Annotated in this window: 26 protein-coding genes, 1 tRNA gene and 1 pseudogene; 15 read left to right on the forward strand and 13 right to left on the reverse strand. The window is 63.8% G+C overall.

Features of this window, described 5'->3' with window-relative positions; translation table 11 throughout:
- Positions 1-338, forward strand: a 338-nt coding sequence (locus HCZ87_RS20870; RefSeq protein ID WP_217701957.1) for a hypothetical protein, incomplete at its 5' end; no start/stop codon positions are given.
- A gap of 15 nt (positions 339-353) precedes the next feature.
- Here HCZ87_RS20870 and HCZ87_RS11505 read toward each other — a convergent pair.
- From HCZ87_RS11505 to HCZ87_RS11540, 8 genes are all read right to left on the reverse strand, one after another.
- Complete coding sequence (locus HCZ87_RS11505; protein WP_167643901.1) at positions 354-1,868, reverse strand: replicative DNA helicase; 1,515 nt, start codon at positions 1,866-1,868, stop codon at positions 354-356.
- Positions 1,869-2,120: 252 nt separating this feature from the next.
- Positions 2,121-2,801 (reverse strand): orotate phosphoribosyltransferase, encoded by a 681-nt coding sequence (locus tag HCZ87_RS11510; RefSeq protein WP_167643902.1) that lies wholly within the window; start codon positions 2,799-2,801, stop codon positions 2,121-2,123.
- A 187-nt stretch (positions 2,802-2,988) separates the two neighbouring features.
- Positions 2,989-4,032 (reverse strand): dihydroorotase, encoded by a 1,044-nt coding sequence (gene pyrC, locus HCZ87_RS11515; protein ID WP_167643903.1) that lies wholly within the window; start codon positions 4,030-4,032, stop codon positions 2,989-2,991.
- Positions 4,033-4,075: 43 nt separating this feature from the next.
- Positions 4,076-5,035, reverse strand: coding sequence for a phosphoadenosine phosphosulfate reductase (locus HCZ87_RS11520; protein ID WP_167643904.1), 960 nt, complete (start codon positions 5,033-5,035; stop codon positions 4,076-4,078).
- 209 nt (positions 5,036-5,244) lie between these two features.
- Complete coding sequence (locus HCZ87_RS11525) at positions 5,245-5,997, reverse strand: SDR family oxidoreductase (protein WP_167643905.1); 753 nt, start codon at positions 5,995-5,997, stop codon at positions 5,245-5,247.
- A gap of 121 nt (positions 5,998-6,118) precedes the next feature.
- Complete coding sequence (locus HCZ87_RS11530) at positions 6,119-7,003, reverse strand: pyridoxamine 5'-phosphate oxidase family protein (protein ID WP_167643906.1); 885 nt, start codon at positions 7,001-7,003, stop codon at positions 6,119-6,121.
- Between the two features lie 15 nt (positions 7,004-7,018).
- Positions 7,019-7,483 (reverse strand): nuclear transport factor 2 family protein, encoded by a 465-nt coding sequence (locus HCZ87_RS11535; RefSeq protein ID WP_167643907.1) that lies wholly within the window; start codon positions 7,481-7,483, stop codon positions 7,019-7,021.
- A gap of 81 nt (positions 7,484-7,564) precedes the next feature.
- A complete protein-coding gene (locus HCZ87_RS11540) occupies positions 7,565-8,119 on the reverse strand; it encodes a carboxymuconolactone decarboxylase family protein (protein WP_167643908.1) in 555 nt (184 codons plus the stop codon).
- A gap of 103 nt (positions 8,120-8,222) precedes the next feature.
- Between HCZ87_RS11540 and HCZ87_RS11545 the strand changes: the two genes are divergently transcribed.
- From HCZ87_RS11545 to HCZ87_RS11570, 6 genes and pseudogenes are all read left to right on the forward strand, one after another.
- Positions 8,223-9,119 carry a LysR family transcriptional regulator gene (locus tag HCZ87_RS11545; protein WP_167643909.1) on the forward strand — a complete coding sequence of 299 codons (897 nt, stop codon included), beginning with the start codon at positions 8,223-8,225 and terminating at the stop codon, positions 9,117-9,119.
- 544 nt (positions 9,120-9,663) lie between these two features.
- Positions 9,664-12,474, forward strand: coding sequence for a glutamine-synthetase adenylyltransferase (locus HCZ87_RS11550; RefSeq protein ID WP_167643910.1), 2,811 nt, complete (start codon positions 9,664-9,666; stop codon positions 12,472-12,474).
- Positions 12,455-12,775: a hypothetical protein gene (locus tag HCZ87_RS11555; protein WP_254868614.1), complete on the forward strand. Its 321-nt coding sequence runs from the start codon at positions 12,455-12,457 to the stop codon at positions 12,773-12,775. The genes HCZ87_RS11550 and HCZ87_RS11555 overlap by 20 nt, the downstream gene beginning before the upstream one ends.
- A gap of 163 nt (positions 12,776-12,938) precedes the next feature.
- The gene (locus HCZ87_RS11560; RefSeq protein ID WP_167643911.1) at positions 12,939-13,160 is read left to right on the forward strand and encodes a hypothetical protein; all 222 of its coding nucleotides are present in this window, start codon (positions 12,939-12,941) and stop codon (positions 13,158-13,160) included.
- 90 nt (positions 13,161-13,250) lie between these two features.
- Positions 13,251-14,467 (forward strand): annotated as a pseudogene (locus HCZ87_RS11565) (RSP_2647 family RNA methyltransferase).
- Positions 14,468-14,496: 29 nt separating this feature from the next.
- Entirely contained in the window at positions 14,497-15,036 is a 540-nt protein-coding gene (locus tag HCZ87_RS11570) for an RSP_2648 family PIN domain-containing protein (RefSeq protein ID WP_167643912.1), read from the forward strand.
- A gap of 35 nt (positions 15,037-15,071) precedes the next feature.
- Here the strand turns inward: HCZ87_RS11570 and HCZ87_RS11575 are convergent, their stop codons facing one another.
- Both HCZ87_RS11575 and HCZ87_RS11580 read right to left on the reverse strand, forming a co-directional pair.
- Positions 15,072-16,058: an LLM class flavin-dependent oxidoreductase gene (locus HCZ87_RS11575; RefSeq protein WP_167643913.1), complete on the reverse strand. Its 987-nt coding sequence runs from the start codon at positions 16,056-16,058 to the stop codon at positions 15,072-15,074.
- A 78-nt stretch (positions 16,059-16,136) separates the two neighbouring features.
- Positions 16,137-16,823 carry a M48 family metallopeptidase gene (locus HCZ87_RS11580; protein WP_167643914.1) on the reverse strand — a complete coding sequence of 229 codons (687 nt, stop codon included), beginning with the start codon at positions 16,821-16,823 and terminating at the stop codon, positions 16,137-16,139.
- Positions 16,824-17,210: 387 nt separating this feature from the next.
- Between HCZ87_RS11580 and HCZ87_RS11585 the strand changes: the two genes are divergently transcribed.
- The gene (locus tag HCZ87_RS11585; RefSeq protein ID WP_217701958.1) at positions 17,211-17,534 is read left to right on the forward strand and encodes a glutathione S-transferase N-terminal domain-containing protein; all 324 of its coding nucleotides are present in this window, start codon (positions 17,211-17,213) and stop codon (positions 17,532-17,534) included.
- Between the two features lie 96 nt (positions 17,535-17,630).
- Here HCZ87_RS11585 and HCZ87_RS11590 read toward each other — a convergent pair.
- Positions 17,631-17,714 (reverse strand) — tRNA-Leu (locus tag HCZ87_RS11590).
- 235 nt (positions 17,715-17,949) lie between these two features.
- Between HCZ87_RS11590 and HCZ87_RS11595 the strand changes: the two genes are divergently transcribed.
- From HCZ87_RS11595 to HCZ87_RS11605, 3 genes are read left to right on the forward strand one after another with little or no spacing between them, the layout of a single operon-like run.
- Positions 17,950-19,293 (forward strand): DNA cytosine methyltransferase, encoded by a 1,344-nt coding sequence (locus HCZ87_RS11595; RefSeq protein ID WP_167643915.1) that lies wholly within the window; start codon positions 17,950-17,952, stop codon positions 19,291-19,293.
- The gene (locus HCZ87_RS11600; RefSeq protein WP_167643916.1) at positions 19,286-20,080 is read left to right on the forward strand and encodes an endonuclease; all 795 of its coding nucleotides are present in this window, start codon (positions 19,286-19,288) and stop codon (positions 20,078-20,080) included. The genes HCZ87_RS11595 and HCZ87_RS11600 overlap by 8 nt, the downstream gene beginning before the upstream one ends.
- Complete coding sequence (locus HCZ87_RS11605; protein ID WP_167643917.1) at positions 20,070-20,954, forward strand: Dam family site-specific DNA-(adenine-N6)-methyltransferase; 885 nt, start codon at positions 20,070-20,072, stop codon at positions 20,952-20,954. Before HCZ87_RS11600 ends, HCZ87_RS11605 begins: the two co-directional genes overlap by 11 nt.
- A 92-nt stretch (positions 20,955-21,046) precedes the next feature.
- Here HCZ87_RS11605 and HCZ87_RS11610 read toward each other — a convergent pair whose 3' ends face one another.
- Positions 21,047-21,805 carry an alpha/beta fold hydrolase gene (locus tag HCZ87_RS11610; protein WP_167643918.1) on the reverse strand — a complete coding sequence of 253 codons (759 nt, stop codon included), beginning with the start codon at positions 21,803-21,805 and terminating at the stop codon, positions 21,047-21,049.
- 152 nt (positions 21,806-21,957) lie between these two features.
- Between HCZ87_RS11610 and HCZ87_RS11615 the strand changes: the two genes are divergently transcribed.
- Positions 21,958-22,323 (forward strand): hypothetical protein, encoded by a 366-nt coding sequence (locus tag HCZ87_RS11615; RefSeq protein ID WP_167643919.1) that lies wholly within the window; start codon positions 21,958-21,960, stop codon positions 22,321-22,323.
- Here HCZ87_RS11615 and HCZ87_RS11620 read toward each other — a convergent pair.
- Positions 22,277-23,128 carry a DUF817 domain-containing protein gene (locus tag HCZ87_RS11620; protein ID WP_167643925.1) on the reverse strand — a complete coding sequence of 284 codons (852 nt, stop codon included), beginning with the start codon at positions 23,126-23,128 and terminating at the stop codon, positions 22,277-22,279. The two genes, HCZ87_RS11615 and HCZ87_RS11620, sit on opposite strands and share 47 nt — an antisense overlap.
- Before the next feature lie 221 nt (positions 23,129-23,349).
- Between HCZ87_RS11620 and HCZ87_RS11625 the strand changes: the two genes are divergently transcribed.
- The 3 genes from HCZ87_RS11625 to HCZ87_RS11635 all read left to right on the forward strand — a co-directional run bounded on the left by HCZ87_RS11625 (position 23,350) and on the right by HCZ87_RS11635 (position 25,097).
- Positions 23,350-23,946: a TetR/AcrR family transcriptional regulator gene (locus HCZ87_RS11625; RefSeq protein WP_167643920.1), complete on the forward strand. Its 597-nt coding sequence runs from the start codon at positions 23,350-23,352 to the stop codon at positions 23,944-23,946.
- A 99-nt stretch (positions 23,947-24,045) separates the two neighbouring features.
- Positions 24,046-24,720, forward strand: coding sequence for a PspA/IM30 family protein (locus tag HCZ87_RS11630; RefSeq protein WP_254868615.1), 675 nt, complete (start codon positions 24,046-24,048; stop codon positions 24,718-24,720).
- 89 nt (positions 24,721-24,809) lie between these two features.
- The gene (locus HCZ87_RS11635; RefSeq protein WP_167643922.1) at positions 24,810-25,097 is read left to right on the forward strand and encodes a hypothetical protein; all 288 of its coding nucleotides are present in this window, start codon (positions 24,810-24,812) and stop codon (positions 25,095-25,097) included.
- Positions 25,098-25,192: the final 95 nt, after the last annotated feature.

Consider the following 25,192-nt stretch of genomic DNA (forward strand, 5'->3'; position numbering starts at 1 on the left):
AGGAGGGGGCAGAAAAATCAGGTCACCCTACCGAATTTATTGTCTCCCTCGGGGGGGCTTGGCGCAATAACGATATTTTTAAACGTGCAAAAAAGAACCTTGCGGCGCTGAGACACCACCTATGGTTGCCACTCTTGGCAGAATCCGCCCTGATGCACAAACGAGATTTTGGCCTTGCCGGTTTAGATCCCGGTGGCCTGACAGAACGAGGTCCCCGTTCCTCAAAGACGGAAACGCCGCATGGAGCACTCCATGCGGCGTTTCTTTTGATGTCGCGCGGTCTTCAATCCCAAGGTCGAGACGCGAGCAGGCGCTGCCCCGCACCCCGGGATTTCTGAACAGGATGAACGCGCTCAGTAGTCGGGTTGCTGTTGCCAGGCTTTGGCGAGATTGCCAAAGCGGGTGAACTGCGCCTCGAACGATAGCTCCACCGTGCCGATGGGGCCGTGACGCTGCTTGCCGACGATGACCTCCGCCTTGGCGTGCAGCCGTTCCATCGCCTGTTTCCACTCTTCCATCTTGTCCAGCTCGTGATCGCCGGGTTTTTCGCGTTCCTTGTAATATTCCTCGCGGAACACGAACATCACCACATCGGCGTCCTGTTCGATCGAGCCCGATTCCCGCAGGTCCGAGAGCTGCGGACGTTTGTCGTCGCGGCTTTCCACCTGACGCGAAAGCTGCGACAGCGCGATCACCGGGATATTGAGCTCCTTGGCGATCGCCTTCATGCCCATGGAGATCTCGGCGATCTCGTTGACACGATTGTCCGCCATGCCGCGACAAAGCTGCAAGTAGTCGATCACCAGAAGGTCAAGCCCATGGGTCCGCTTCAGGCGCCGTGCCCGGGCCGCCAGCTGCGAAATCGGGATCGCGGGCGTGTCGTCGATGAACAGCGGGCAGCTCTCCAGATCCTTGGCCGCCTGCACAAAGCGGCGGAACTCTTCCTCGGTCATGTCCCCCTGACGGATCTTATGCGAGGAAATCTCGGAGGCTTCGGCCAGGATCCGGCCGGCGAGCTGCTCGGCCGACATCTCCAGGGAGAAGAACCCGACAACGCCACCATCCACCGCGCCCTCGGTGCCATCCTGTTTCAGCCCGCGCTTATAGGCCTTGGCGACGTTGAAGGCGATGTTGGTCGCCAGCGAGGTTTTCCCCATCGAGGGACGACCGGCCAGGATCAGAAGGTCCGAGGGGTGCAAGCCGCCCAGCTGCTTGTCGAGATCATCCAGGCCGGTGGAAATCCCCGCCATGCCACCGCCGCGCTGGTAGGCTTCATTGGTGACATTCACCGCCTCGGTCACCGCGCGCAGGAAGGATTTGAACCCCTGTTCGGTCTGGCCCTGCTCGGCCAGCTGATAAAGCGATTGTTCCGCCTCGACGATCTGTTCCTTGGGCTCAGACGCCACATCAACCCGGCGGGCCTTGTCGGCGATGGTGTGCCCAAGCGCGATCAGCTCGCGCCGGATCGCCAGGTCATAGATCATCTGCGCATAGTCGCGCACCGCAAAGGCGGAGATCGAGGCCGAGGCGAGTTTCGCCAGATAAGCAGGGCCGCCCAGCTCCTTCAGCCCGGCGTCATCTTCCATAAACGCCTTGAGCGTGACGGGCGAGGCCAGCGCGTTCTTGGAGATCCGCGCGGCGGCAACCTCGTAGATCCGGGCGTGCACCGGGTCATAGAAATGCGAACTGTTGATGATCGAGGCGATCTTGTCATAGACATCGTTGTTGGTGAGGATCGCCCCCAGGAGTTGCTGTTCCGCCTCGACGGAATGGGGCAACTCAGAGCTCTGCGCGCCAGCGGTATCAGCGCCCCCGTCCTGTGACGTGGGCGGGTTCGGATCGCCGTTGAAAGGGGTGATCTCGTTCATCTCTGCTCTCTTTCGTTGAGACGGTCTTCTACGCCAGGTCCGGCCCAGATGGCTATCTGGAAATCTCTGTGGATGGTTTGAGGATAACCCCCGCTGGCGATGTGGGCAATTTTTACAAAATCAGACCTGATCCCGCAGGCTTACCCGATATGGGGGGTCTGACTGCACTTTGCGCATATATATGGAAAAGCCTACCGCGATTCGCGGCAGGCTTACTCACAACTTACCCACAGTCTGGGGAGTATTTTTTCCTCAGGTCTTTTTGTTGGCGTCCTGCCAGGCGCGCGGATCACGCAGGAATTTTTCCACCTCGTCCAGCGTGTCGCCGCCAAAGCTGCCCTGCGCGCGGGCCTCGGCCAGCACATCCCACCAGGTGCAGAGATAATGCAGCTGAACGCCGTGATCGCCCAGCGTCTTGGTGGTCTCGGGGAAGATGTCGTAATAAAAGATCACCGCCGTATGGCCGCATGTGGCGCCGGTGTCGCGGATCGCATCCACAAAGGACAACTTGGAGCCGCCGTCGGTGGTGAGATCCTCAACCAGCAGAACCCGCTCTCCCTCGCTCATCGCACCCTCGATACGGGCGTTCCTGCCATAGCCCTTGGGCTTCTTGCGCACATAGGTCATCGGCAGCGCCAGCCGCTCGGCGACCAGGGCGGCAAAGGGAATGCCTGCGGTTTCGCCCCCGGCGATATTGTCAAAAGCCTCGAACCCGGCGTCACGCATCACCGTGACGGCCATGAAATCCATCAGGGTCGAGCGGATGCGCGGGAAGGAAATCAGCTTGCGGCAGTCGATATAGCTCGGCGAGGGCAGGCCAGAGGCCAGCGTATAGGGCTCATCGGTGTTGAAATTGACCGCGCCGATTTCCAGCAGCATGCGGGCAGACAGGCGGGCGATTTCTTCTTTGCTGGGATAGGAAGAGGGGATCATGGCGAAGTCCTTTGCGGGTGGGGCCGGAAAATGCAGATTTTCCGGGCAATTTTCTGAGCCAGAAAATTGGGCGCTCTACTGACATGGTCCCATAAACCGGATGGGCGCTGGTTTGAAGTCCTGACAGACGTGAAGCGCCGCGGAACTCCCCGACACCGCCGAAATGGCCGCTTTGCCAGGTGCGACGTTAGCTTTCAGTAGACCAGTAGACATCAAACCCCGGGTCAAACACTGTGACCGGCCCGTCTGGGGTGTCGATCTTTTCGGGGAACCGAACGGGGGCGTCTTGTTTCACCAGCGTGATCTGTCTGTCATTCTCCGGCAGGCGATAGAAGGCGGGGCCGTTTTTCGAGGCGAAGCGCTCCAGTTGCTCCAGCGCGTCCTCTTCCTCGAATACATGCGCCAGCAGCGGCATGGTGTTGCTGGCGGTGAAACAGCCCGCACATCCGCAGGGTTGCAGCTTGTTGGCATCCGTATGAGGCGCCGAGTCCGTGCCGAGGAAGAACCGCGCATCGCCCGAGGTGGCGGCGGCGCGCAGGGCCAGACGGTGCTCTTCGCGCTTGGCCACGGGCAGGCAGTAGTAATGCGGCTTGATACCGCCCACCAGGATATGGTTGCGGTTGATGATCAGGTGATGCGTGGTGATCGTCGCGCCCAGATCCGCCTCCTGGCTGCGGACATAATCAGCGGCATTAGCGGTGGTGATATGCTCCATCACCACCCGCAGCCCGGGGGTGGCGCGGCGGATCGGATCCAGCACCCGGTCAATAAACACCGCCTCGCGGTCAAAGATGTCGATGTCGTGATCGGTGACCTCGCCATGGGTGCAGAGCGGCAGGCCGATCTCGGCCATTTTCTCCAGCACCGGGCGAACCTTTTCAAAATCCGTGACCCCGGAGGCGGAATTGGTGGTCGCCCCGGCGGGATAGAGCTTCACCGCCTTCACCAGACCCGAGGCATGGGCGGCGGCCACATCCTCCGGGTCGGTCTCCTCGGTCAGATAGAGCGTCATCAAGGGCTCAAACGCCATGCCCTCGGGCAGCGCCGCAAGGATGCGGTCGCGATAGGCGCCAGCCTGGGCCGCGGTCACCACCGGCGGCACAAGGTTCGGCATGATGATGGCGCGGCCAAAATCGCGGGCGGTCTCTGGCAGCACCGCGCGCAGCATATCGCCATCGCGCAGATGCAGGTGCCAGTCGTCGGGGCGGGTGAGGGTGAGGCTCTGGGTCATGAGCCAGCCGTTAGCATACCCCCGTGATCTTGAAAAGTCGCCGTTATGCGCTTAACTCCGGCAACTCGATCTCTCCGGCGGCGGCGCGTTCGGCCAGATGCTGGGCGCGGCGGCGAAACCGCGGCATGCTGCGCCGTGCGTTCACATTCTGGCACAGCATCATCGTCAGATAGGGCCGATCCGTGCGATCCACCCGTGTCAGCAGGTTCTTGAGGTAGACATTGTTGTCCCGCCGCGCCCGCGCCATCTGGTAAAACACCTGCGCATCCAGCGCATCGGTGCCGGCCAGCGACAGGCTGCGAAACAGCATGTCCATCTCAAGCAGCCGGGTCTGGATTTCGTCGCCCATGCAGGGCAGCTTCAGCCGGGTCACATTGGAACGGGCAAACAGCGCCGCATGCATCGCGTCCAGCGGCTGATAGGGGTCATAGATCACAAATGCCTGCTGGGCGGCATCCAGCATATCGGGGGCATAGCCATAGCGGTCGGTGAACGAGAGCTTGCGCATTTCGCTAAAGCGGTCGTCCCATCCGGCCATCTCCGGGTCCAGCGTGGCTTGCGGCTGCACGGCAACGACACGCGCCCCCGGCGCCGCAACGGAATAGGCCGCCGCCGCATAGCCGCAGGGACCGGCGCCATAAAACAGCACGCTGTCGAATTCCTCAAAGAAACCGTCATCGACCAGCTGATCAAAGAAGCCATAGACCCGCTCGTCGCGGAACCAGGTGTCGCCATCCGACACCAGACAAAGATGCGACCAGCCCTGGTCCTTGACCAGTTCAAACCCCAGAGGCTGCGCCATGTCGGACAAGAGGTGAATTCCCTGGCGGCTCTCGAAGGTGACCAGCAGCGTGTTGCCCTGATCAATAAAGGCCGCAAAATGCCGCTTGCCGAGCGGCTGGTACATGCCAACCTCTTCGGCGATCTCCGCCACCGAGGCCTGCCATTCCAGCGGCTTCATCCCGGTAAGATCCTGCTCTAGGATATCTGTCTCATCGTGCATAGGAGCGACCTGTCACCTGTTGTCCGGCGTTTCAGGATAAGACCTAGGCCGGGAATAAGGCCAAATTTAGAAAATGCTTGGCCTTAATGTCGACCCCGCATTTCGATCACCCCCCGCACCCTCTCGCAGGGATGGCGCCCTGCTGCGTGTGTGAGGCCAGACAAAACCGGACACCGGCTGTTTTTGAACCCATGTCCGGTGGTGCGCGCCTAGATCTTGTTGATGGAGTTTCCACCATCGGCGATCATCGCGCTTCCGGTCACGAAAGACGCATGATCGGACAGCAGAAACAGAGCAGCACTGGCGATTTCGGACGGTTCTGCCATGCGTTTCAACGCGTGGAACCCGCGCACGATCTCATGAAAGCCTGCGTCATCTCCGGCCATTGGCGTCATCGTGCCGCCGGGGAGGAGGGCGTTCACCCGGATGTTTTCCGGTCCGTGCTCCGCCGCCAGCACCTGGGTCATGCCGATAAGCCCCGCTTTGGCCGCCGCATAGGCCCCCATGCCGGGCAAACCGATTGTGTGGCCGACGAATGAGGAGGTAAAGACAAGAGAGCCACCGCCGCGTTTGCGCATGGCGGGGATCTGGGATTTGGCGGCATAGAACCCGCTATTGAGGTTGACCGCCATCACCCGGTGCCAGTTGCTGTCCGCCATATCGGGGATTGGCCCCATGTCGCCGGTGGTGCCGGCATTGTTGAAAGCGCCGTCAAGGCCGCCGAAACGCACCTCCGCCACGTTCACCAGTTCTTCGGCGTAGGCGCTGTCTGCGACGTCGCCGGCCAGAAAGGCCGCTTCGTTCCCGTTAGTGATAAGGTTGTCGGTGATTTGCTCAAGCAGGTCGGCGCGGCGCGCACCGAGGACCAGATTCGCACCTTCGGCTGCAAAGATCTTTGCGGCTGCGGCGCCGATGCCGCTGCTTGCGCCGGTGATGATAATTGTCTTTCCGTTGAGAAGCATGCCCGTCTCCATTTGTTGTGCTGTGGGAGATGCTTAATGAAACTTCGGTTTTTGACCGACCCGCTTATTGCGCAAAGGGCGACCTGCGCGTGTGGAATGTGGGGCTCCTACGAGGGATTTGTCATTCCGCTGCGAAACGGGTGCGCGGCAGGGCGTGGCGGACATGCCAGACCTCTTCCGGGTGGATATCCAGCATGCGCTCGGCCCCCTCATACCGCGCGGCCCGTGCTGGCGACCAGTCGATCACTGCGCGCCCCGTCAGCAACAACGCCTCGCCGCTGGCGAACTCGGGTATGAACAGACCCGCGCGGCCCGAGATCTCGATATTGCCAAGCGTGTTGAAATAGCGATTGCCCGGATAGTCGGGAAAGGACAGGCGGCCATCCTCGCGCTGGCGTAGCAGCCCAGCTCGCCCGCCCCGATGGGACACATCCATGCCGGATGTCGCAGAGCTGGCAATAAAGAACGTATCGGCGGTAGAGAGGATGCGCCGCGCGACCGCATCCTGGATGGCAACAGGCTGGCCCTCCGGGGCGGGCAAAGGCGCGGCGGCGGGGCGCATCTCGCGGGGCGAGATATACTGCGGACAATTGCCATAGCTCTGCTCCACCTGGATCGTCATCCTCTCCGCCGCCGTTTCCGTGATCACACCGTTCATCCGGTTGCGCCGCCGGGTTGCGAAATCCAGCCCCAGCACCGCCACCTTGCTGCCCGGCCTCAGATCGAGGTCAAGCCGATCCGCAAGCAACGGGCGGCTGCGGGCGCTCAGCCGCTCCCGCGTCGCCTGTGCCCCGTCTGGCAGCGGACAGATCGTGGCCCAGGGTCGTCCTTGCCCATCCCGCAGACCGACAAACAGCAGCGGCAGGCTCTCAAAAAAGGCCTGATGCTGTGCGGACATGTCGGGCCGGATCGCGCGGGCGGCGCGTTGACGCCAGTCTTCGGGCACACCGGCGCGATCCTGCACCGCGCGTTCGCCGGCGTGAAAGGCGGGGTCGGGCCGGGTCATCTTCTCCGCCATCTCTCAAAGGCCCAGATCGGACAGGTCCGGATGATCGTCGGGGCGCCGCCCCAACGGCCAGTGAAACTTGCGCTCCTGCGCGCGGATCGGATGCTCGTTGATGCTGGCATGACGCTCTTCCATCAGACCCTCCGCATCAAATTGCCAGTTCTCGTTGCCATAGGCCCGGAACCAATTGCCGCTGTCGTCGCGATACTCATAGGCATAGCGCACGGCGATGCGATTGCCGGCAAAGGCCCAGAGCTCCTTGATCAGGCGATAGTCCAGCTCCCGTGCCCATTTGCGGGTGAGAAAGGCCTCGATCTCGGCGCGGCCCACGGGGAATTCGGCGCGGTTGCGCCAACGGCTGCCCTGCGTATAGGCCAGCGCCACCTTGGCCGGATCGCGGGAATTCCAGCCATCCTCGGCCAGGCGCACCTTTTCGCGGGCGCTGTCTTCGGTAAAGGGGGGAAGCGGGGGGCGGGGCATTGGTCTGTCCTTTCTGATGTGACGAGGGGGGGGGAGGGCGGCGCGGCTGGCTCAGGTCCGACCGCGCCGCAAAGCGTGGGGTCAGGCCGCGATCTCGGCGGCATCGACCACCGGGAAATCCACCTCGGTCTGCGCCAGCTCGTTCAGGTAGTTGGTCCAGATGTTCAGCGCGACATGCTGCACGATCTCGATGATCTGGCCGTCGTCATAGCCCGCCGCGCGGATCTCGCTCAGATCCTCGCCAGCAACCCGCCCGCGCGCCTCAAGCACCTTGACGGCAAAACGCACGGCGGCGTCGGCCTTGGCATCGTTTGACCGACCGGCGCGGTTGGCCGCGATCTCGGCCTCATCCAGCTTGGCGAGGGCCTTGCCAAGATAGCTATGCGCCGACAGGCAGTAGTTGCACCCGTTCGCCTGCGCCACGGCCAGCGCCACGCGTTCGCGGGTGGCGGCGGGCAGTCGGCCTTTGCCGAGGGCGCCGGAAAGGCCGAGATAGCCCTCCAGCGCGGCGGGGCTGACGCTGACGAGGCGGAACAGGTTGGGCACCGAGCCCAGCTGTTTTTCAACCGCCTGCAACAGCGGTTGCGAGGCTTCGGGCGCGGCGGGAATACTGGCGGGATAGGGGATGCGGGGCATGTCAAAGCTCCTTTGCTTGCTGTGTGAGCCAGACTTAGGGGCTTCCATGAAATGGGGGTAGTTTGTAATGTTGGGATAGAGATTCTCAAATTTTGGAAGCATCATGACGGACCGTCTTGAGGCCATGTCGATCTTTGTGCGCGTGGTGGACGAAGGCAGCCTGACAGCGGGCGCGCGGGCTTTGACCATGCCGATCGCCACGGTCAGCCGCCGGATTTCCGAATTGGAGGACAAGCTCGGCGCCGAGCTGCTGCTGCGTTCTCCGCGCGGGCTGACGCTGACCGATACCGGCCAGACCTACCTCGCCGCCTGTCGCCGGATCCTCGAAGAGGTCGCCGAGGCGGAGCGCAACGCCAGCGGTGAGTTCACCGCCCCGCGCGGAACGCTGACCATGACCGCGCCCATCGTCTTTGGCCGATTGCACGTGCTGCCGGTGGTGAGCGCCTTCCTCAGGGCCTACCCGGAGGTCGATGTCCGGCTGGAGCTGACGGACCGACCGGTCAACCTCCACGAAGAACACCTTGATCTGGCGCTGCGCATCGGGCCGCTCTCCGACAGCCTGTTCATCGCGCGAAAGCTGGGCGAGGTGCATCGTATCGTCTGCGCCAGCCCGGACTATCTTGCGCAGCACCACACCCCGGAACGCCCCGGCGATCTTGCACAGCTGGATGCGATCACCTTTCAAAGCCTGATGTCGCCGTCAAATTGGCAGTTCGTTTCGGAGCGGGGGGAAAAAGCGCCGTCGATGCGCTCCCGCCTGGTTGTGAACACCGCCGAAGCGGCGATTGACGCGGCGGTCGATGGGCTGGGGGTGACGCGGGTGCTGTCCTATCAGGCGGCGGCAGCGATCAAATCGGGGCGGCTGCTGCGGCTGCTGCAAGCCTTTGAACCCGCGCCCTGGCCGGTGCATCTGATGTATGAGCCGCGCGCGCTCATTCCGCAAAAACTGCGCGCCTTCCTGGATTTTGCCGCGCCACGGATCACCGCCAGCATGGGCTGACCCGCCGCTGCGCCATCGCAGACCGCGCTGGGCGCCCGCATCTGCGCACGCTCACAGAGTGGAGGCCGGGTGCGCAAAGAAAAGACAGGGGGCAGCAGCCAGAACGCTGGTCAGACAGGCGCGAGGCTGCGTTTCAGCACGCACAAAAGCAAGCACAGTGTATGGGCTAGTGCGGCCACGCTCTCAAAACCACGTGTTAACATTTACGCACCACCTGGGGGTGTCCCAAGGGGTGTCCGCGCAGAACACTGTGCGGACAAGGATCACTGGTTAAAAAATCACTCGGTCCCCGATACGAGAACGTGACCACACTGTTATGTTATCGTAACGTCACTCTGCGGGGAAGTGGTTTTGAAGGCAAATTCGGTCAGGTATTCCCCCACTTATGCGCCGCAAACACGCCGATGGCACAGGGGGTCGGCTTTACTGCGAGCATTTGAAATAATTCAGAATTTTAATGTGGCAACGTGATGCGCCATGCTCCGGTCAATTTCTACGTCGCTTTGGGATTGACGGCCTGTGCCGGGCGTCACAGTCTCGCGCCATGTCACAGATGCTCCAGGTTCTTCGCTGCCCCCGTTCCTATGATTCCCTGATTGGCGCCGAGGTTAACGCGGAGCTGTCCCATTTGCCGCGCGACCAGCGCGCCTTGCTGCAAGGCGCGGCAGGCAGCAGCCCCTTTCTCAGATCGCTGATCCAGTCGGAACAAGACTGGCTGGAAGAGGCGCTCGCCGATCCGCTTGCGGCGCGTCAGGCGGTGTTTCAGCTGTGCCGCGCCTGTCCGCCCGATCAGATCAAGAGCGTGCTGCGGCAGGCCAAGCGGCGGCTGGCGCTGCTCTGTGCGCTCTGTGATCTGGCCGGGCATTGGCCGCTGGAGGAGGTGACCGGCACGCTCACCCGCTGTGGCGAACTGGCGGGGGATGTGGCCCGGGAGGGAGAGATCGCGCTGCTGATCAAACGCAAGAAACTGCCGGGCATGAGCGAGGATGATATCGCCACCGCCGGCGGGATGAGCGTCTTTGCCATGGGCAAGATGGGCGCCTATGAGCTGAACTACAGCTCCGACATCGACCTGATCTGCCTGTTTGACGAAACCCGCTTTGCGCCCGATGACTTTATGGAGGCGCGCCAGGCCATGGTGCGCGCCACCCGCAACATGAGCGCCGCCCTCAATGACCGCACCGCCGAGGGCTATGTCTTTCGCACCGATCTGCGGCTGCGTCCTGACCCTTCGGTCACCCCGGTCGCCCTGGCGATGGAGGCCGCCGAGCGCTACTACGAGAGCCTTGGCCGCACCTGGGAGCGCGCCGCCTATATCAAGGCGCGCGCCTGCGCCGGTGACATCCAGGCTGGCGAGCGCTTCCTCAAGACGCTCACCCCCTTCGTGTGGCGGCGGCATCTGGATTTCGCCGCCATCGAGGACGCCCACAACATGCGCCTGCGCATCCGCGAAAACAAAGGCACCGGCGGGCCGATTACGGTGCTGGGCCATGACATGAAGCTGGGGCGCGGCGGCATCCGCGAGATCGAGTTCTTCACCCAGACCCGGCAATTGATCGCCGGCGGGCGCGATCCCTCGCTGCGGGTGCGCGGCACCGTCGAGGGGCTGGAGGCGCTCTCCGCCGCCGGGTGGATCTCTGCCGAGGTGGCCGCGACGCTGGCAAGCCACTACCGCGACCACCGCGAGGTCGAGCATCGCATCCAGATGGTGCATGACGCCCAGACCCACCGCATGCCCAGCTCCGAGGAAGGGGTGGCGCGCATCGCCTGCCTGATGGATATCGACCCCGAGCTGATGGTCGCGACGCTGCGCGAGCGGCTCGGCGAGGTGCATCGCCTGACCGAAGATTTCTTTGTGCCCTCCACGGGGGGCTCCAAACCCGCCGAAACCCTGCCAGAGGCGCTGGATCAATCGGTGATCGCCCGCTGGACCACCTATCCGGCGCTGCGTTCTGATCGCGGCGCGCGCATCTTTGAGCGGCTGAAACCGGAGCTGCTGGCGCGGCTCTCCCGCGCGGCCCACCCAAGCGAGGCATTGTTGGCGCTGGATGGCTTTTTGGCGGGCATGCCGGCGGGGGTGCAGCTGTTTTCGCTGTTCGAGGCCAATCCGCAGCTCATTGACCTGTTGCTGGATATCGTCGGCACCTCTCCGGCGTTGGCCAATTACCTGTCGCGCAATTCTTCGGTGTTTGACGCGGTGCTGGATGGCGGTTTCTTTGCCGACTGGCCCGGGCGCGACGCGCTGATCACCGAGCTGCAAACCGCGCTCGCCGCCGAGAGCGACTATGAGCGCCAGCTCGACCTGACCCGGCGCTGGCACCGCGAATGGCATTTCCGCACCGGTGTGCATCACCTGCGCGGGTTGATCGACGCGGCCGCGGCGGGGCAGCAATACGCCGATCTTGCTGATGCGGTGATCACCGGGCTCTTGCCGGTGGTGTGCGCGCAATTTGCCGCCAAACATGGCGAGATGCCGGGGCGGGGCTGCGTGATCCTTGGCATGGGCTCGCTTGGCGCGGGGCAGCTGACCGCAACGTCGGATCTGGATCTGATCATGATTTATGATCCGCTGGATGCGGAGATGTCCGACGGCAAGCGCCCGCTGGCGGTGCGGCCCTATTATGCGCGGCTGACCCAGGCGATGGTGACCGCGCTCACCGCGCCGATGGCCGAGGGGCGACTCTATGAGGTGGACATGCGCTTGCGGCCCTCGGGCAATCAGGGGCCCGTCGCCACCAGCTGGCCCAGCTTCACCCATTATCAACAGAATGACGCCTGGGTCTGGGAACATCTGGCGCTGACCCGCGCCCGGGTGATCACCGGCGAGGCAACACTGGCGCAGGATGTCGAAACCTTTCGCGCCGCTGTCCTGGCCGCGCCGCGCGAGACTGCGGCCGTGCTGGGGCAGGTGGCCGAGATGCGCGCCCGTCTTGCCGCCGCCAAGACCCCCGAGGGCCCCTGGGATGCCAAGACCGGCCCGGGGCGGATGCTGGATATCGAACTCCTGGGGCAGGCGGGCACGCTCCTTGCCGGGCAGAGCGCGCGCGGCGTGATCGAGGGGCTGCATGCCGGTGTCGCCTCTGGGGTGCTGGATGACGCCAGCGCGCAATCGCTGAGCGCGGCCTATCGCCTATATTGGTCGGTACAAAGCGCGGCCCGTCTGATCGCGGGCAAGGGCGCGGAGGCGGCGATCCAGGGCGAGGGCGGCACCGCCTTCCTGTTGCGCAGCAGCGGCTACGAGCAGATCGCGGTGCTGCAACAGGCGCTGGAGACAACATATGAAACCGTGGCCGCGCAGATCGACGCCGCCGTGGGACCAAGGAACGAGGCGGACGATGACGAGCCAACAACCTGACGCAGGACAACCAGACACCGGACAACCTGACACGGGCGCCAAAGAGCTGGACCCCAAGGGGCTGATCCGCGAATCCTATCGCATTGCCGGCATCGACGCCGGCCAATGCCGCAGTATCTTCCTCGATTGGGCGCTGTCGCTGCCGGTGGATCAGGACAATACCGTCGCCCTGACCGCGATGCTGGAGACCTACGGCAGCGATCACCCGGATCACCCGATGACATCTGTGCTGCGCGAGGGTCTTGCCGGATCGGCCCGCCCCAAACGCCGCGGCGGCTGGCGCTCTCGCCCCCGCGACTAAGCCGCGTGCTGCGGTGCCGTCTCCTGTCCCCTCCGCCTGGGGATCTTAATCTTGGTTAACGCGGCGTTAAAATGATCTGATCTAGCCCCATTTCTGCCCTGATCTGCCAGCAAAACAGGATCAGGTTACACAACGGGCCTATTGGGGCCCTGAGGGGATAGTAATGAAAATTTTTGGAAAACTTTCCGTTTTGACCTTTGGCCTGATGCTGCTAGGCGGCGCCTCGCAGGATCTCTCGGCCACCGCGATGACCGCCGCAGCCACCAAGGCCGACCCGCTCTTGCAGAGCGTTGACGCCGACGATCTGCCGCTGACCGGCCTCACGCCGCTGATCGCCCCGATGCCCCATGGCTTCGCCGCTGACAGCAACCGCAAACCCGCCTGATTGCACGCTCCCACGTCTGGACATTAGCGCGTCGCAGGGCGTGCGCGTTTTCTGTCTTGGGGAATTGCGCGGCGCAGGCTATGGGGAGGCATGACAGATGCTGACCTCTCCCCGCTGCCGCGCCCGCGCGTGAAAATGAAACCCAAATCGAATGCCCGGGCGATCCGCCACGGCTTTCCCTGGGTCTATGCCAATGAACTTGTAACCGACCGGCGCACCCGCAAGCTTGCCCCCGGCAGCCTTGCGGTGCTGGAAGACGAGGCCGGGCGCAGCCTGGGTCTGGTGGCGGTGAACCCCGACAGCAAGATCATCGCCCGGATGCTGGATCGCAATCCTGACGCGCAGATCGACCCGGATTGGTTCCACGCCCGGCTGGCCCGCGCACAGGAGTTGCGCAACCAGCTGTATGCGGCGCCCTATTATCGGCTGGTGCATGCCGAGGCCGATGGGCTGCCCGGGGTGGTGATCGACCGTTTTGGCGAGGCCTGCGTGGTGCAGCCCAATGCCGCCTGGGCGGAGGCCCATCTGGAGGCGCTGACCGAGGCGCTGGGCGCGGTGACCGGCTGTCAGGTGATCCTGAAAAATGCCGCGGGCCGCACCCGGGGGCTGGAAGGGCTGGACGATGTCAATGCGGTGCTGAAAGGCACGGCGCCCGAGGCCCCGCTGCCGGTCCAGATGAATGGCGCCACCTATATGGCGGACCTCACCGGTGGCCAGAAGACCGGTCTGTTTATGACCAGCGCGACAATCAGGCCTTTGCCGCCCGGCTGGTGGCGCCGGGGGCCGAGGTGCTGGATGTGTTTTCCCATGTCGGCGGCTTTGGTCTGGCGATGCTGGCGGCGGGGGCGGGCCATGCGACCTGTGTTGACGGCTCCGCTGCCGCCCTGGAGCTTGCCTCAGCGGGCGCCGCGGCCTCCGGCCACGGCGACAGGTTTACCGCCCGTCAAGGCGATGCCTTTGACGTGCTGGCGGCGCTTGCGGCGGAGGGCGCGCAATTTGATGTGGTGATTTGCGACCCGCCGGCCTTTGCGCCGTCAAAACAAGCGCTTGAGGCCGGGTTGCGCGCCTATGAGCGGGTCGCGAAACTGGCCGCACCGCTGGTCAAACCCGGTGGCTATCTGGGCCTGTGTTCCTGTTCCCATGCGGCGGATCTGACCCTGTTCCGCAATGCCTCGGCGCGGGGCATTGGTCGTGGCGGGCGGCGGGGGCAGCTTCTGCACACCGGCTATGCCGGGGTGGACCATCCGCAGATGCCGCAGCTGGCCGAGAGCGGTTATCTCAAGGCGGTGTTCTTCCGCCTCGACTGACCGAAGCGGACTGACCGGGGGGACGGCCGATGAAGGCGCTGCTGGACACTTGCGTGCTCTATCCGACGGTGATGCGGGAGATGCTGCTGGGCGCGGCGTCGCTTGGGCATTTCACGCCGCTGTGGTCCGAGCGGATCCTCGGCGAATGGGAGCGCGCGGCGATAAAGCTCGGCCCCGAGGGTGCGGCGCAGGCCAAGGCGGAGATCGCGCTCCTGCGCGCGGCCTGGCCCCGGGCCGAGGTGCGCCTGAAGCCGGGGGTGACCTCGCGGCTCTGGCTGCCGGATGAGAACGACATCCATGTGCTTTCGGCGGCGATCAGCGGCAATGCGGATGGTCTCGTGACGATGAACATCAAGGATTTTCCGCGCAACCTGCTGACCGAAGAAGGGCTGGAGCGGCTGGGACCGGATCAGCTGCTGTATGAGCTCTGGTTGAAAGATCGCGACGGATTACAGACCGTCGGGACCAAGGTGCTGGCGCAGGCCAATCGCCTCTCCGGCCAAAGCTGGGAGATGCGGGCGCTCCTGAAAAAAGCACGCCTGCCACGCATCGCCAAGGCGCTGGCTTAGGAGGTCAAGACGTCGGGACAGGCGCGATCCTGCTTTCACCCTTCGCCGAGAATCTCTGCCGCGATCTCGAACGATCGCAGCCGCGCCGCGTGGTCGTGGATCTGTCCGGTCAGGATCACCTCATCGGGCTGATAGGTCTCGATGAGCTGCGCGAGCTGGGCGCGGACCGTCTCCCTGGCGCCGGTGGCCGAGATCGACAGCGCCTCTTCCACGCCGGGCAGAACCTGTGGCGGGATGACCTCTGTGATATCCTCGACCGGCGCGGGCAGCTTGCCGCGTTTCCCCGTGCGCAGGCGAGCAAAGGCCTGTTGCATGGTGGTGCGCAGGCGCTGCCCTTCGGCATCGGTCTCGGCGGCGAAAACGTTGATCGCCAACATGAAGTGTGGCTTTTCCAGCGTCGCGGAGGGGCGGAACTGCTGGCGATAGACCGCGAGCGCCTCGGTCAGGGCTTGCGGCGCGAAATGGGAGGCAAAGGCATAGGGCAGCCCCAGCATCGCCGCCAGCTGCGCACCGTAGAGGCTGGAGCCGAGCATCCAGATCGGCACCTCTGTGCCCTCGCCAGGGATGACGCGCAGGGCGGCACCCTCTTCACCGGGGCCGAAGTAGCGGATGAGGTCCTGCACATCCTGCGGAAAGCGATCACCGGAGTCGCTCAGCCCCCGGCGCATGGCGCGGATGGCGGCCATATCGGTGCCCGGCGCGCGACCCAGTCCGAGGTCAATGCGGGGTCCGTGGATTTCAGCGAGTGTACCAAATGCCTCGGCCACCATATAGGGCGCGTGGTTGGGCAGCATGATGCCACCGGCGCCGATGCGCATGGTGGAGGTCGCCGCCGCGATATGGCCAATCATCACCGCCGTGGCGGCGCTGGCGATGCCGGGCATATTGTGATGCTCCGCCAGCCAATAGCGATGATAGCCCCAGGTTTCGGCGTGGCGGGCCAGATCGGCGCTGTTTTTCAACGCCTGTGCGGTGGTGGCGCCCTCCGGGACCGGGGCGAGATCGAGGACGGAATAGCGCATGAAACCTTCTCCTTGCTGGAAGGTAGAGGTGGGGTCGGGCAGGGCATCCCGCAAGGGGGGCGTGGCAAAAACCTCGGCTCAGGTATCGCCCCATTTGGCTTCCAGACGCTCCAGCGCGGCGATGCGCTCTTCGGTCTTGGGGTGGCTCATCAACCAGGCGGGGGCCATGCCGGCGCGGGCATTGGTGAGCTCCTCCAGCTTGTGAAACAGGCTCTTTTGCGGCGCGATGCCGATGCCCGCCTTGGTCAGCAGGGCGGCGGCATATTCATCGGCCTCATATTCATCGCCGCGCGAGAGCCGGGCAGCGAGCAGGTTGGTCAGCATGCCCGCGATCCAGGGACCGATGACCGGCACATAGCGGCCGATCACCATCATCAAGACCGTGCGCAGCGCATTCTGGCCGGAGAAATCAATCATCCGCCGTTTGGCATGCCCCAGCGCCACATGGCCCAATTCATGAGCGATCACGCTGGTTATTTCAGCGTCCGAGACTTCGCCGCTCTGGTACTTGCGATAGAACCCACGGGTGATGAAGATCCGCCCATCCGGCGCGGCGAGCCCGTTCACGGGGTCGATCTCATAGATATAGACCGGGATGCGCGGCAGCCCGAGCGCGGCGGCGAGCCGGTCGGTCATGCGCTTGAGTTTCGGGTCGGCGAGCTCGGTCGAGCGGGCGCTCAGCTCGCGATGGGTGCGCCAGACCGAGAGCCGGTACATGACCAGCCCGTAGATCACCGCAAGCAGGATTGGCGTCAGTCTCAGCATTGCTCTGATATGGGCGGATTTGCGGCGCGGGACAAGCGGTTTGGGAAAATTCCGCAAGGCACCGCGCTGATCCTGTTTCCCGCGAGGGCGCGTCAGGCAAGGGGCGACATGCAAGGGGACGACAGGCCAGAACACGATGCGCCCGAGGGATTGCGCTTTGCGTTGCAAATCGCGAGGGGGCGGGGGCCGCGCCAAAGGCGCGGCCCCCGCCCGGCCCAACGCTTTTTTGGGGCCCGTCAGGGGCACTGAAAAGGGGCGGGAGAGCCACCGGAAAGACTGGCAAGCGATGTGACCCACATACAAGCAAACGCTGCCGCGCCCAGCTCTTGTCAGAATGCTCCGCATGGGGTCATTGATGCACAAGCCGCAGCCAAGGAGGCAGATTGCATGTCCGATATCGTCTTTTACACCAACCCGATGTCGCGCGGGCGTATCGTGCGTTGGCTGCTTGAGGAACTGGGCCAACCCTACGAAACGCTGCTGTTGGACTATGGGCCGCAGATGAAAACGCCCGATTTTCTGGCGATCAACCCCATGGGCAAGGTGCCTGCGGTGCGGCATGGCGACACCGTGGTGACCGAGGCTGCCGCCTGTTGCGCCTATCTCGCGGCCGCTTTTCCCGAGGCGGGTCTTGCCCGAGCGTCCGGGCTTTGCCGATTACACTGCGCGGTTGACAGCGCGCCCCGCCGCCATGCGGGCGCGCGACATTGACGATGGGCTGCTATCGGCCTTGCCTAACGAGGGCTGCCCCCGGATTGATCAAGGCAATATGCGGTCACACAATCAGATGAGACACGCAAGAAAGCGTGGTACGGGCGGCGGGACTCGAACCCGCACGGCTAAAGCCTGGGGATTTTAAGTCCCCTGTGTCTACCATTCCACCACGCCCGCGCGGAGGGGTCAGAGCTTCAGATTTATCCGCGCCTTTGCCCGGGTTCAATAGGTGTTTCAAACCCTTGCGCAGAGTTTCTGCTGCGCGGGCTTTGCGATCACGGCGCGGAACCGGCGCGCGTGGTCATTCTGGCATTCCGACCGCAACTTGGCTAAGAGTGGCGGACGCGATCAACATCGCGTATCTGCCATGCTAGGATAATGAGAATCAAACGTGAACGAAGGGCGCAGAGACGTGAGACCGATCGCAGTCGAATTGTTTGCGGGGGCCGGCGGTCTGAGCCTGGGGTTTGAGCAGGCGGGGTTTGACGTCAAGGCCGCCGTCGAGATCGACCCGGTGCATTGCGCGGTTCACAAGTTCAACTTTCCCCATACCGCCGTTCTGGCGCGCTCGGTCGAGGGGCTGAGCGGCGATCAGATCCGCGAGGCGGCAGGGCTGGGGGATGCGCAGATCGACTGCGTCTCTGGTGGCGCGCCCTGTCAGGGGTTTTCGCTCATCGGCAAGCGGGTGCTGGACGACCCGCGCAACCGGCTGGCGATGGATTTCCTGCGTATCGTCACCGAGCTGGACGCGCGCTCCTTTGTGTTTGAGAACGTCAAAGGGCTGACGGTGGGCAAGCACAAGCGCTTCCTCGAAGAGCTGGTCGAAGCCTTTGACGCCGCCGGATATGCCTGCCGCACGCCGTGGAAGGTGCTGAATGCCGGTCATTTTGGTACACCGCAATCGCGCGAACGGCTGATCCTGATGGGAGTCAAGAGGGGCCTGCCGCTGCCCGACTACCCCGCGCCGCAGACCAATATCAGCGGCAAACCCAAGGCGTTTGACGCGCTGCCCTATGGGCCGAACTGCAAAGAGGCGCTTGGCGATCTGCCGGATGCGGAGCGCTTTGACGCGCTTGTCGCCAGCGACAGCACGCGCGGTGTGCGCTTTGGCAAACCCTCGGAGTACGCGGCAGAGCTGCGCGGGCTCACCAATACCGCCTGGCACCACGGCTATATGCGCGACTGGCAGCCCTCGCTGCTGACCTCCAGTGCGCGCACCGATCATACCGAAATCACCCGCCGCCGCTTTCGCGACACGGTGCAGGGCGCGGTGGAGCCGATCAGCCGGTTTTTCAAACTGGCGACCGATGGCGTCTCCAACACGCTGCGCGCCGGAACGGACGGCGCGCGCGGGGCGTTCACCAGCCCGCGCCCGATCCACTACAAATACAACCGCTGTATCACCGTGCGAGAGATGGCGCGGCTGCATGGTTTTCCCGATTGGTTCCGCTTTAATGGCACCAAATGGCATGGAGCGCGCCAGATCGGCAATTCGGTGCCGCCGCCGCTGGCCCGCGCTGTCGCGGCGCAGATGATGGTGGCCCTCGGCTATGCGCCGCAGCGCCCCGAGGGGGTGCTGGCGCTTGGCGATCCAAACCTCTTGCAGTTTGACCTGACCCGCGCCGCCGCCCATTTCAACGTCGAGGCGATGCCGTCCCGCCGGGACCGCAAGAGCGGTGCGACCAAGCGGCGTCAGGCCGATATCGAGGCCGATCTCCAGCAGCAGAGTGATGCGCAAAAGGCCGCCAATGGCTAGGCAGCAGAACCGCTATAGCGCGCTGATCGAAAAGATCTTTGTCGCGCGCTACCGGGCGGGCGACACCGAGGTCGGCTTTGGCCGGGAGGATCTGGAACAAGCCGCCGCGGAGCTGGCCATCAAGCTGCCCAAGAACCTCGGCGATGTGCTTTATTCCTTTCGCTTTCGCACCGCGCTGCCCGATGCGATCCTCGCCACCCAGCCGCAGGGGCGCGAATGGGTGATCGAGCTGGCCGGGCGCGCGCTCTATCGCTTTCACCTGGTCAAGATCAACCGCATCCTGCCGCAAGAGGATCTGGAGATCATCGACATCCCAGACGCTACCCCGGCGATCATCCGCGCCTACGCGCTGGATGATGAACAGGCGCTTCTGGCGATCGTGCGCTACAACCGGCTCATTGACACGTTTCTGGGGCTTACCTCCTACAGTCTGCAAAACCACCTGCGCACCACGGTCAAGGGCATGGGCCAGATCGAGATTGACGAACTCTATGTCGGTTTGGACCGCCACGGCTGCCACAGCATCATCCCGGTGCAGGCCAAGGGCGGCAAGGACCAGATCGGCCTTGTGCAGGTCAGCCAGGATATCGCCTATGCGGCGGCCAAATTCCCTGGCATGCGCTGCCGCGCCATTGCCGCGCAATTCATGCAGGACAGTATCGTGGCGCTGTTTGAACTGGCGGTGCAGGGCGACGAGATCCAGGTCTTGCAGGAACGCCACTACCGGCTGGTCGCCGCCAACGCACTGAGCTACGCACGCCGGATCGAGTACCGCGATGCGCTCTGACGCGACAGAGATCGCAGGGGCCGAGGCGGCGCAGATAAAACCCTTCAAGACCCAGCTGCTGAAATGGGTCGGCAACAAACAGCGCTTCGCCCACGAGATCGTCGCCCATCTGCCGCAGGACTATGGCACCTATTTCGAACCTTTCCTGGGCGCCGGCGGGGTGATGGCCAATCTGCGCCCCGTGCGGGCTGTGGGCTCTGATATCTACCCGCCGCTGATCGAGATCTGGCAGGCGCTGCAAGAGGATCCCGCGCAGCTCAATCAGTGGTATGGCGCGCGCTATGCGCAGGCCGAAGCCGGTGACCGGGTGCAGGTCTACGAGGCGATCAAGGCGCGCTACAACGCTGCCCCCAATGGCGCCGATTTCCTCTTCCTCTGCCGTGCCTGCTATGGCGGGGTGGTGCGGTTCCGCCGCAAGGATGGGCATATGTCCACCCCCTGCGGCAGTCATCCCTTGATGAAGCCACATAAATTCGCCGAGCGCGTCACCATGTGGCGCGCGCGCATGGCGGGGGCGCGCTTTGCCTGCCTCGACTACCGTGCCGCCATGGCGCAGGCGCGGGCGGGGGAAGTGATCTACTGCGATCCGCCCTATGCCCATTCCCAGACCATCCTCTACGGCGCGCAGGCCTTCCGTCTGGAGGAGCTCTTTGCCAGCATCGCCGCCTGCAAGGCGCGCGGCGTGCGGGTGGCGATGTCGATCGACGGCAGCAAGAAATCCGGCGATGTCTATTGCGACATCGCGATCCCCTCGGGCCTTTTTGAGCGCGAAATCCTCGTCAATATGGGCCAGTCGATGCTGAAACGATTTCAGATGGGCGGCCAACAGATGCAGAGCGAGGCCGTCAGGGATCGGCTCTTGCTGACCTACTGAGCCCGGCTTCTTCTAACAAAAATATCCCGGGGGAGGTCCGCCAGGGCCGGGGGCAGCGCCCCCGTAGCCGCTGCACTTGCAACCGATAGGGTTCAGCTGTTTAGAAACGCCCGCACCGCGGCCTCGAATTCGCGCGGCTTTTCCGCGTGCAGCCAATGACCCGCGCCGGGGATCTTGGCAAAACGCGCCTTGGGAAACAGCGCCTTGATGCGGTCGCGATACGCGGGGATCACATAGTCCGAATTCGCCCCGGTCAGGAACAGCGCAGGGCCAGCCCAGGCGCCGCTGACCTCGGGAAAGCCGACGATATGCGCCATCTCGCGCTCCAGCGCATCCAGGTTCAGCCGCCAGCGCTGACCTTCAATATCCAGCGATTGGGTAAAGAAGCTCTGAAGCATCGCATCCACCCCGGCCTCTGCCAGCTGCGCCTGCGCATCCGAGCGCCGCGTCACCTGCGACAGATCCACGCTGCGCATGGCGGTGATATATTGCGCCTGGCTGTGCTGATAGGGCACCGGGGCGATATCTGCGACCACCAGCCGGTTCACCGCCTCCGGGTGCAGAAGCGCCAGCACCATTGCCGCCTTGCCGCCCATGGAATGGCCAAGCACATCCATACGGCCGCCCTGCGCGTCGATCACCTCGGCCAGATCCCCGGCCAGATCATGATAGCTGTGGTTGTCGCTTTGCGGGCTGGTGCCATGGTTGCGCATATCCACCGCGATGACCTGCCGCTCGTCCGAGAGACGCTTGGCGATCACCCCCCAGTTGCGGCCAGAGCCATAAAGCCCGTGGGCAATCAGCAGCGGCGGGTGATCGGTCGGGGTGCCATGTGTGATAGTATTCAGCATAGCTCCGGTGATAGCCGCATCCCTGACGCCTGTCAGCCCCTTCCTGTCAGCCCGCGCGCCCAAGCCCGCCATTGAGCTCGCCACCGCTGGCGGTTATAGCTGCGCCCGTTGCCCCGTTGCCCCGTTGCCCCGTTGCCGAAGGAGGCCGTGCCATGAGCGAGACGCTGGAGACCGAACTGGATCAGATCCACACGCTGCTGGACAAGCGGCTGAAGCTCTCTGGCCCGCTGCCCGAGGCGCTGCCGCGTGCGCGGCGCTACCTGCCGCATCGGCTGCGCAAGGCGGCGCAGGAGCTTCTGGCCGCGCAAGAGTGCTTTGAGAACCCGCGTATCGCCCGCACCCTCGACGAGGATCGGCTGGTCAAGAAAGCCCGCAGCCTCAAGGCCTATCTGGCGGGGATCGACCTCAGGGACCGGCGCAAGGGGCGGCTGCTGGATCTGGGCGCCACCATTGGTTTTGCGCTCCTGAGCGTTATTGCGCTTTTGGTTCTGGTCCTGCGCTGGCGGGGCTTTGTCTGAGCGTCTGGCGGGACGGATGATAGGGGCGGTGTGACAGCGCATCGCGTACCACCAGCGTCACAGTGACAAAGCTCACATAAAGAAGCAGATACCAGCTGCCCATCTTGGCAAGGCTCACCCAGCTGCCGTGATCCTGCCCGGCATAGAGCCAGGTGCGGGTGCTGGTGCCGACGTTTTCAGCGACCCAGAGGAAGAAGCTCGACAGAAATGCCGCCAGCGGCAACGGCATCCAATAGGCCTGTCCGCCGATAAAGAACCAGATCCGGGTGCGGATGAAGATCAGCACCGTGGCGACAAACAGCAGCAGCCGCGCGTCCGGCAGGAAATGGTGGCTGAAGAAATTCACATAGATCGCCAGCGCCAGCCCGATCGCCATCCAGGTCGGCGGATAGGGCGCAAAGCGCATCTCAAAAAGCCGGATCACCCGCGCCATGTAAGAGCCGACAGAGGCATACATGAAGCCGGAAAACAGCGGCACCCCCAAGAGTTTCATCACCCCCGCGCCGGGATAGGCCCAGCTGCCCGCATCGACCTTGAAGATCTCCATCACCGTGCCGGTGAGGTGAAACAGCAAGATCACCCGAACCTCGCGCCAGCTCTCCATGCCTGTGGCGAGAAACAGCACCTGAAGTGCCAGCGCATAGAGCAGCAGCGCGTCATAGCGCGCGATGGGCCAATCCGCCTGCCAGATGTGATTGCTCAGCAGCAGGCCGCCCAGAAGCAGGATGCCAAAGATCGCGGCCCAGCCCTGTTTCAGGGTGAACATCACAAATTCGGCCACCGCAAAGGGCAGGCGCGCGCGCATGTGATCGCCAAGCGCGCGCTCCAGGCGGCGGGTGCGGTTCGGGGCAGGGGGCGGCGTTGTCATGCAGGGCAGATGAGCGGATGTGGCGGGCAAAGTCCATATGAATTTAGGGGGAGATTTCAGGCTGATCCGCCCCAAAGCTGATCGCGGACAGAGGGTTTGCATGCGCGTCCGGCCCTGACTATAGATGCCGTGAACGCAGTTCAGGATGGGGCAGGGCGATGGCAACTAAGGCAGAGCAACGCAGGGCGGAGCTGCGCGACAAACTGGTCAGCGCCGCAGAAGCGCGCATCCGTGCGGCAGGCGTTTCATCCTTGCGGGCGCGGGATCTGGCCAAGGACGCCGGTTGCGCGGTGGGGGCGATCTATAACGCCTTTGACGACATGACAGCGCTGGTGATGGCGGTGAACGGGCTTACCTTTCAGCGGCTGGGCGCAGACGTGGAGGCGGCCGTCGCGGCCTCCGCAGGGGGCAGCGCCACCGCGCGGCTGATCGCCATGAGCGAGGCCTATCTGGATTTCGCCAGCGCCAACAGCCGCCTCTGGCGGGCGCTGTTTGACCTGGAACTGCCCGAAGATGGCGCGGTGCCCGAGTGGTATCGCGCCGCCCTTGCGCGGCTGTTCAGCCATATTGCCGATCCGGTGGCAGAGCTGTTTCCCGAACAATCCCCGGAGGAACAGGCGCTGACGGTGCGGGCATTGTTTTCCTCTGTGCATGGGATTGTGCTTCTGGGGCTGGAAAACCGGATCTCTGGCGTGCCGCCGCAGGATATCCGCCGGATGATTGCCCTGGTTCTGTCCCGGCTGACGGTCAGGTAAACCTTACCTTTTGAACGATGTTCAAGTTTCGCCTTGAACGTTGTTCATGTGTTCGCTACATCCATTTCATGAACGATGTTCAAGAATGGAGGAGCTTGCATGTTCTCGACTTTCAAAACCCTGATGACCGGCGCCAATCGCCGCGCCGAAACGCAGCTGCGTCAGGCCTATTCCATCGAACTGATCGAGGAAAAAATCGCCCAGGCCGCGGACGACCTGAAAGCGGCGAAATCGACGCTGGTGAGCCTGATCCAGAAAGAGCGCGCCGAGGCCCGCCAGATTGCCGCGTTGGACGCGGGGATCGCCGACCTGACCAGCCGCGCCAGGGCGGCGCTGTCCGAGGGGCGCGAGGATCTCGCCGGCGGCGCTGTCGGCGCCATTGCCGAGATGGAAAATGAACGTCGCCTGCGCCAGGACACCAAGGCGCGGCTGGAGGCGCGGATCCTGCGTCTGCGCCAATCTGTGGAGGCAGGCCATCGCCGCTTGATCGACCTGCGTCAGGGGGCGATCTCCGCCCGCGCGGTGAAGGGCGAGCAGAGGGCGCAGGTGCGGTTGGGGCGCTCCGTGGCCCGCCAGCCCATGGATGAGGCCGCAGAGCTGATCGCCGAGGTGCTGGGCCAGGAAGATCCTTTTGAGGCCTCGGAGATCCTTGGCGAAATCGAAACCGGCCTGACGCCGCAATCGGTCGCGGATCAGCTGGCAGAGGCGGGCTTTGGTGCCGCCAGCAAAAGCACCGCCGCCGATGTGCTGAGCCGTCTGAAGTCCGAAGACTGACCGGGCCAGGCCCGAAGAACGCAGACGATCAATCTTGGGGCATGCCGCCCTCATGTACAGACAAGACACAGATATCACAGGATAAACCCATGTTCGACGCACGCAATGACAACGCTCTGATCATCAACCTCAACATCGTCGGCGTGGTATTGGCCTATGGCATGCTGGGGGTGTCGCTCTGGCTCTCCACCGAGGTGCCGCTGGCAACCAAGGGCTATTGGGGGATGGGAATCCTTCTGTTGACCCTGAGCTTGATCAATGTGGTGAAATACCGCTTTGATCAACGCCAGAGCGAAGATCGCATCCGCCGGATCGAAGATGTGCGCAACGAGCGCATGCTGGAAGAAGCGCTGAAGGATCCGTCTTCCGAGCTGTGAGTCCAGACAGAAGGGCGGGGGCGCTCCCGCCCCAATCACGACCGCCAAAGGCGCTCCTGCTTGCGTTGGGCCGGGCCGCCGCGCCCCAATGGGGC

This window comes from Phaeobacter sp. HF9A, from assembly GCF_011806385.1.
Lineage (GTDB): Bacteria > Pseudomonadota > Alphaproteobacteria > Rhodobacterales > Rhodobacteraceae > Epibacterium.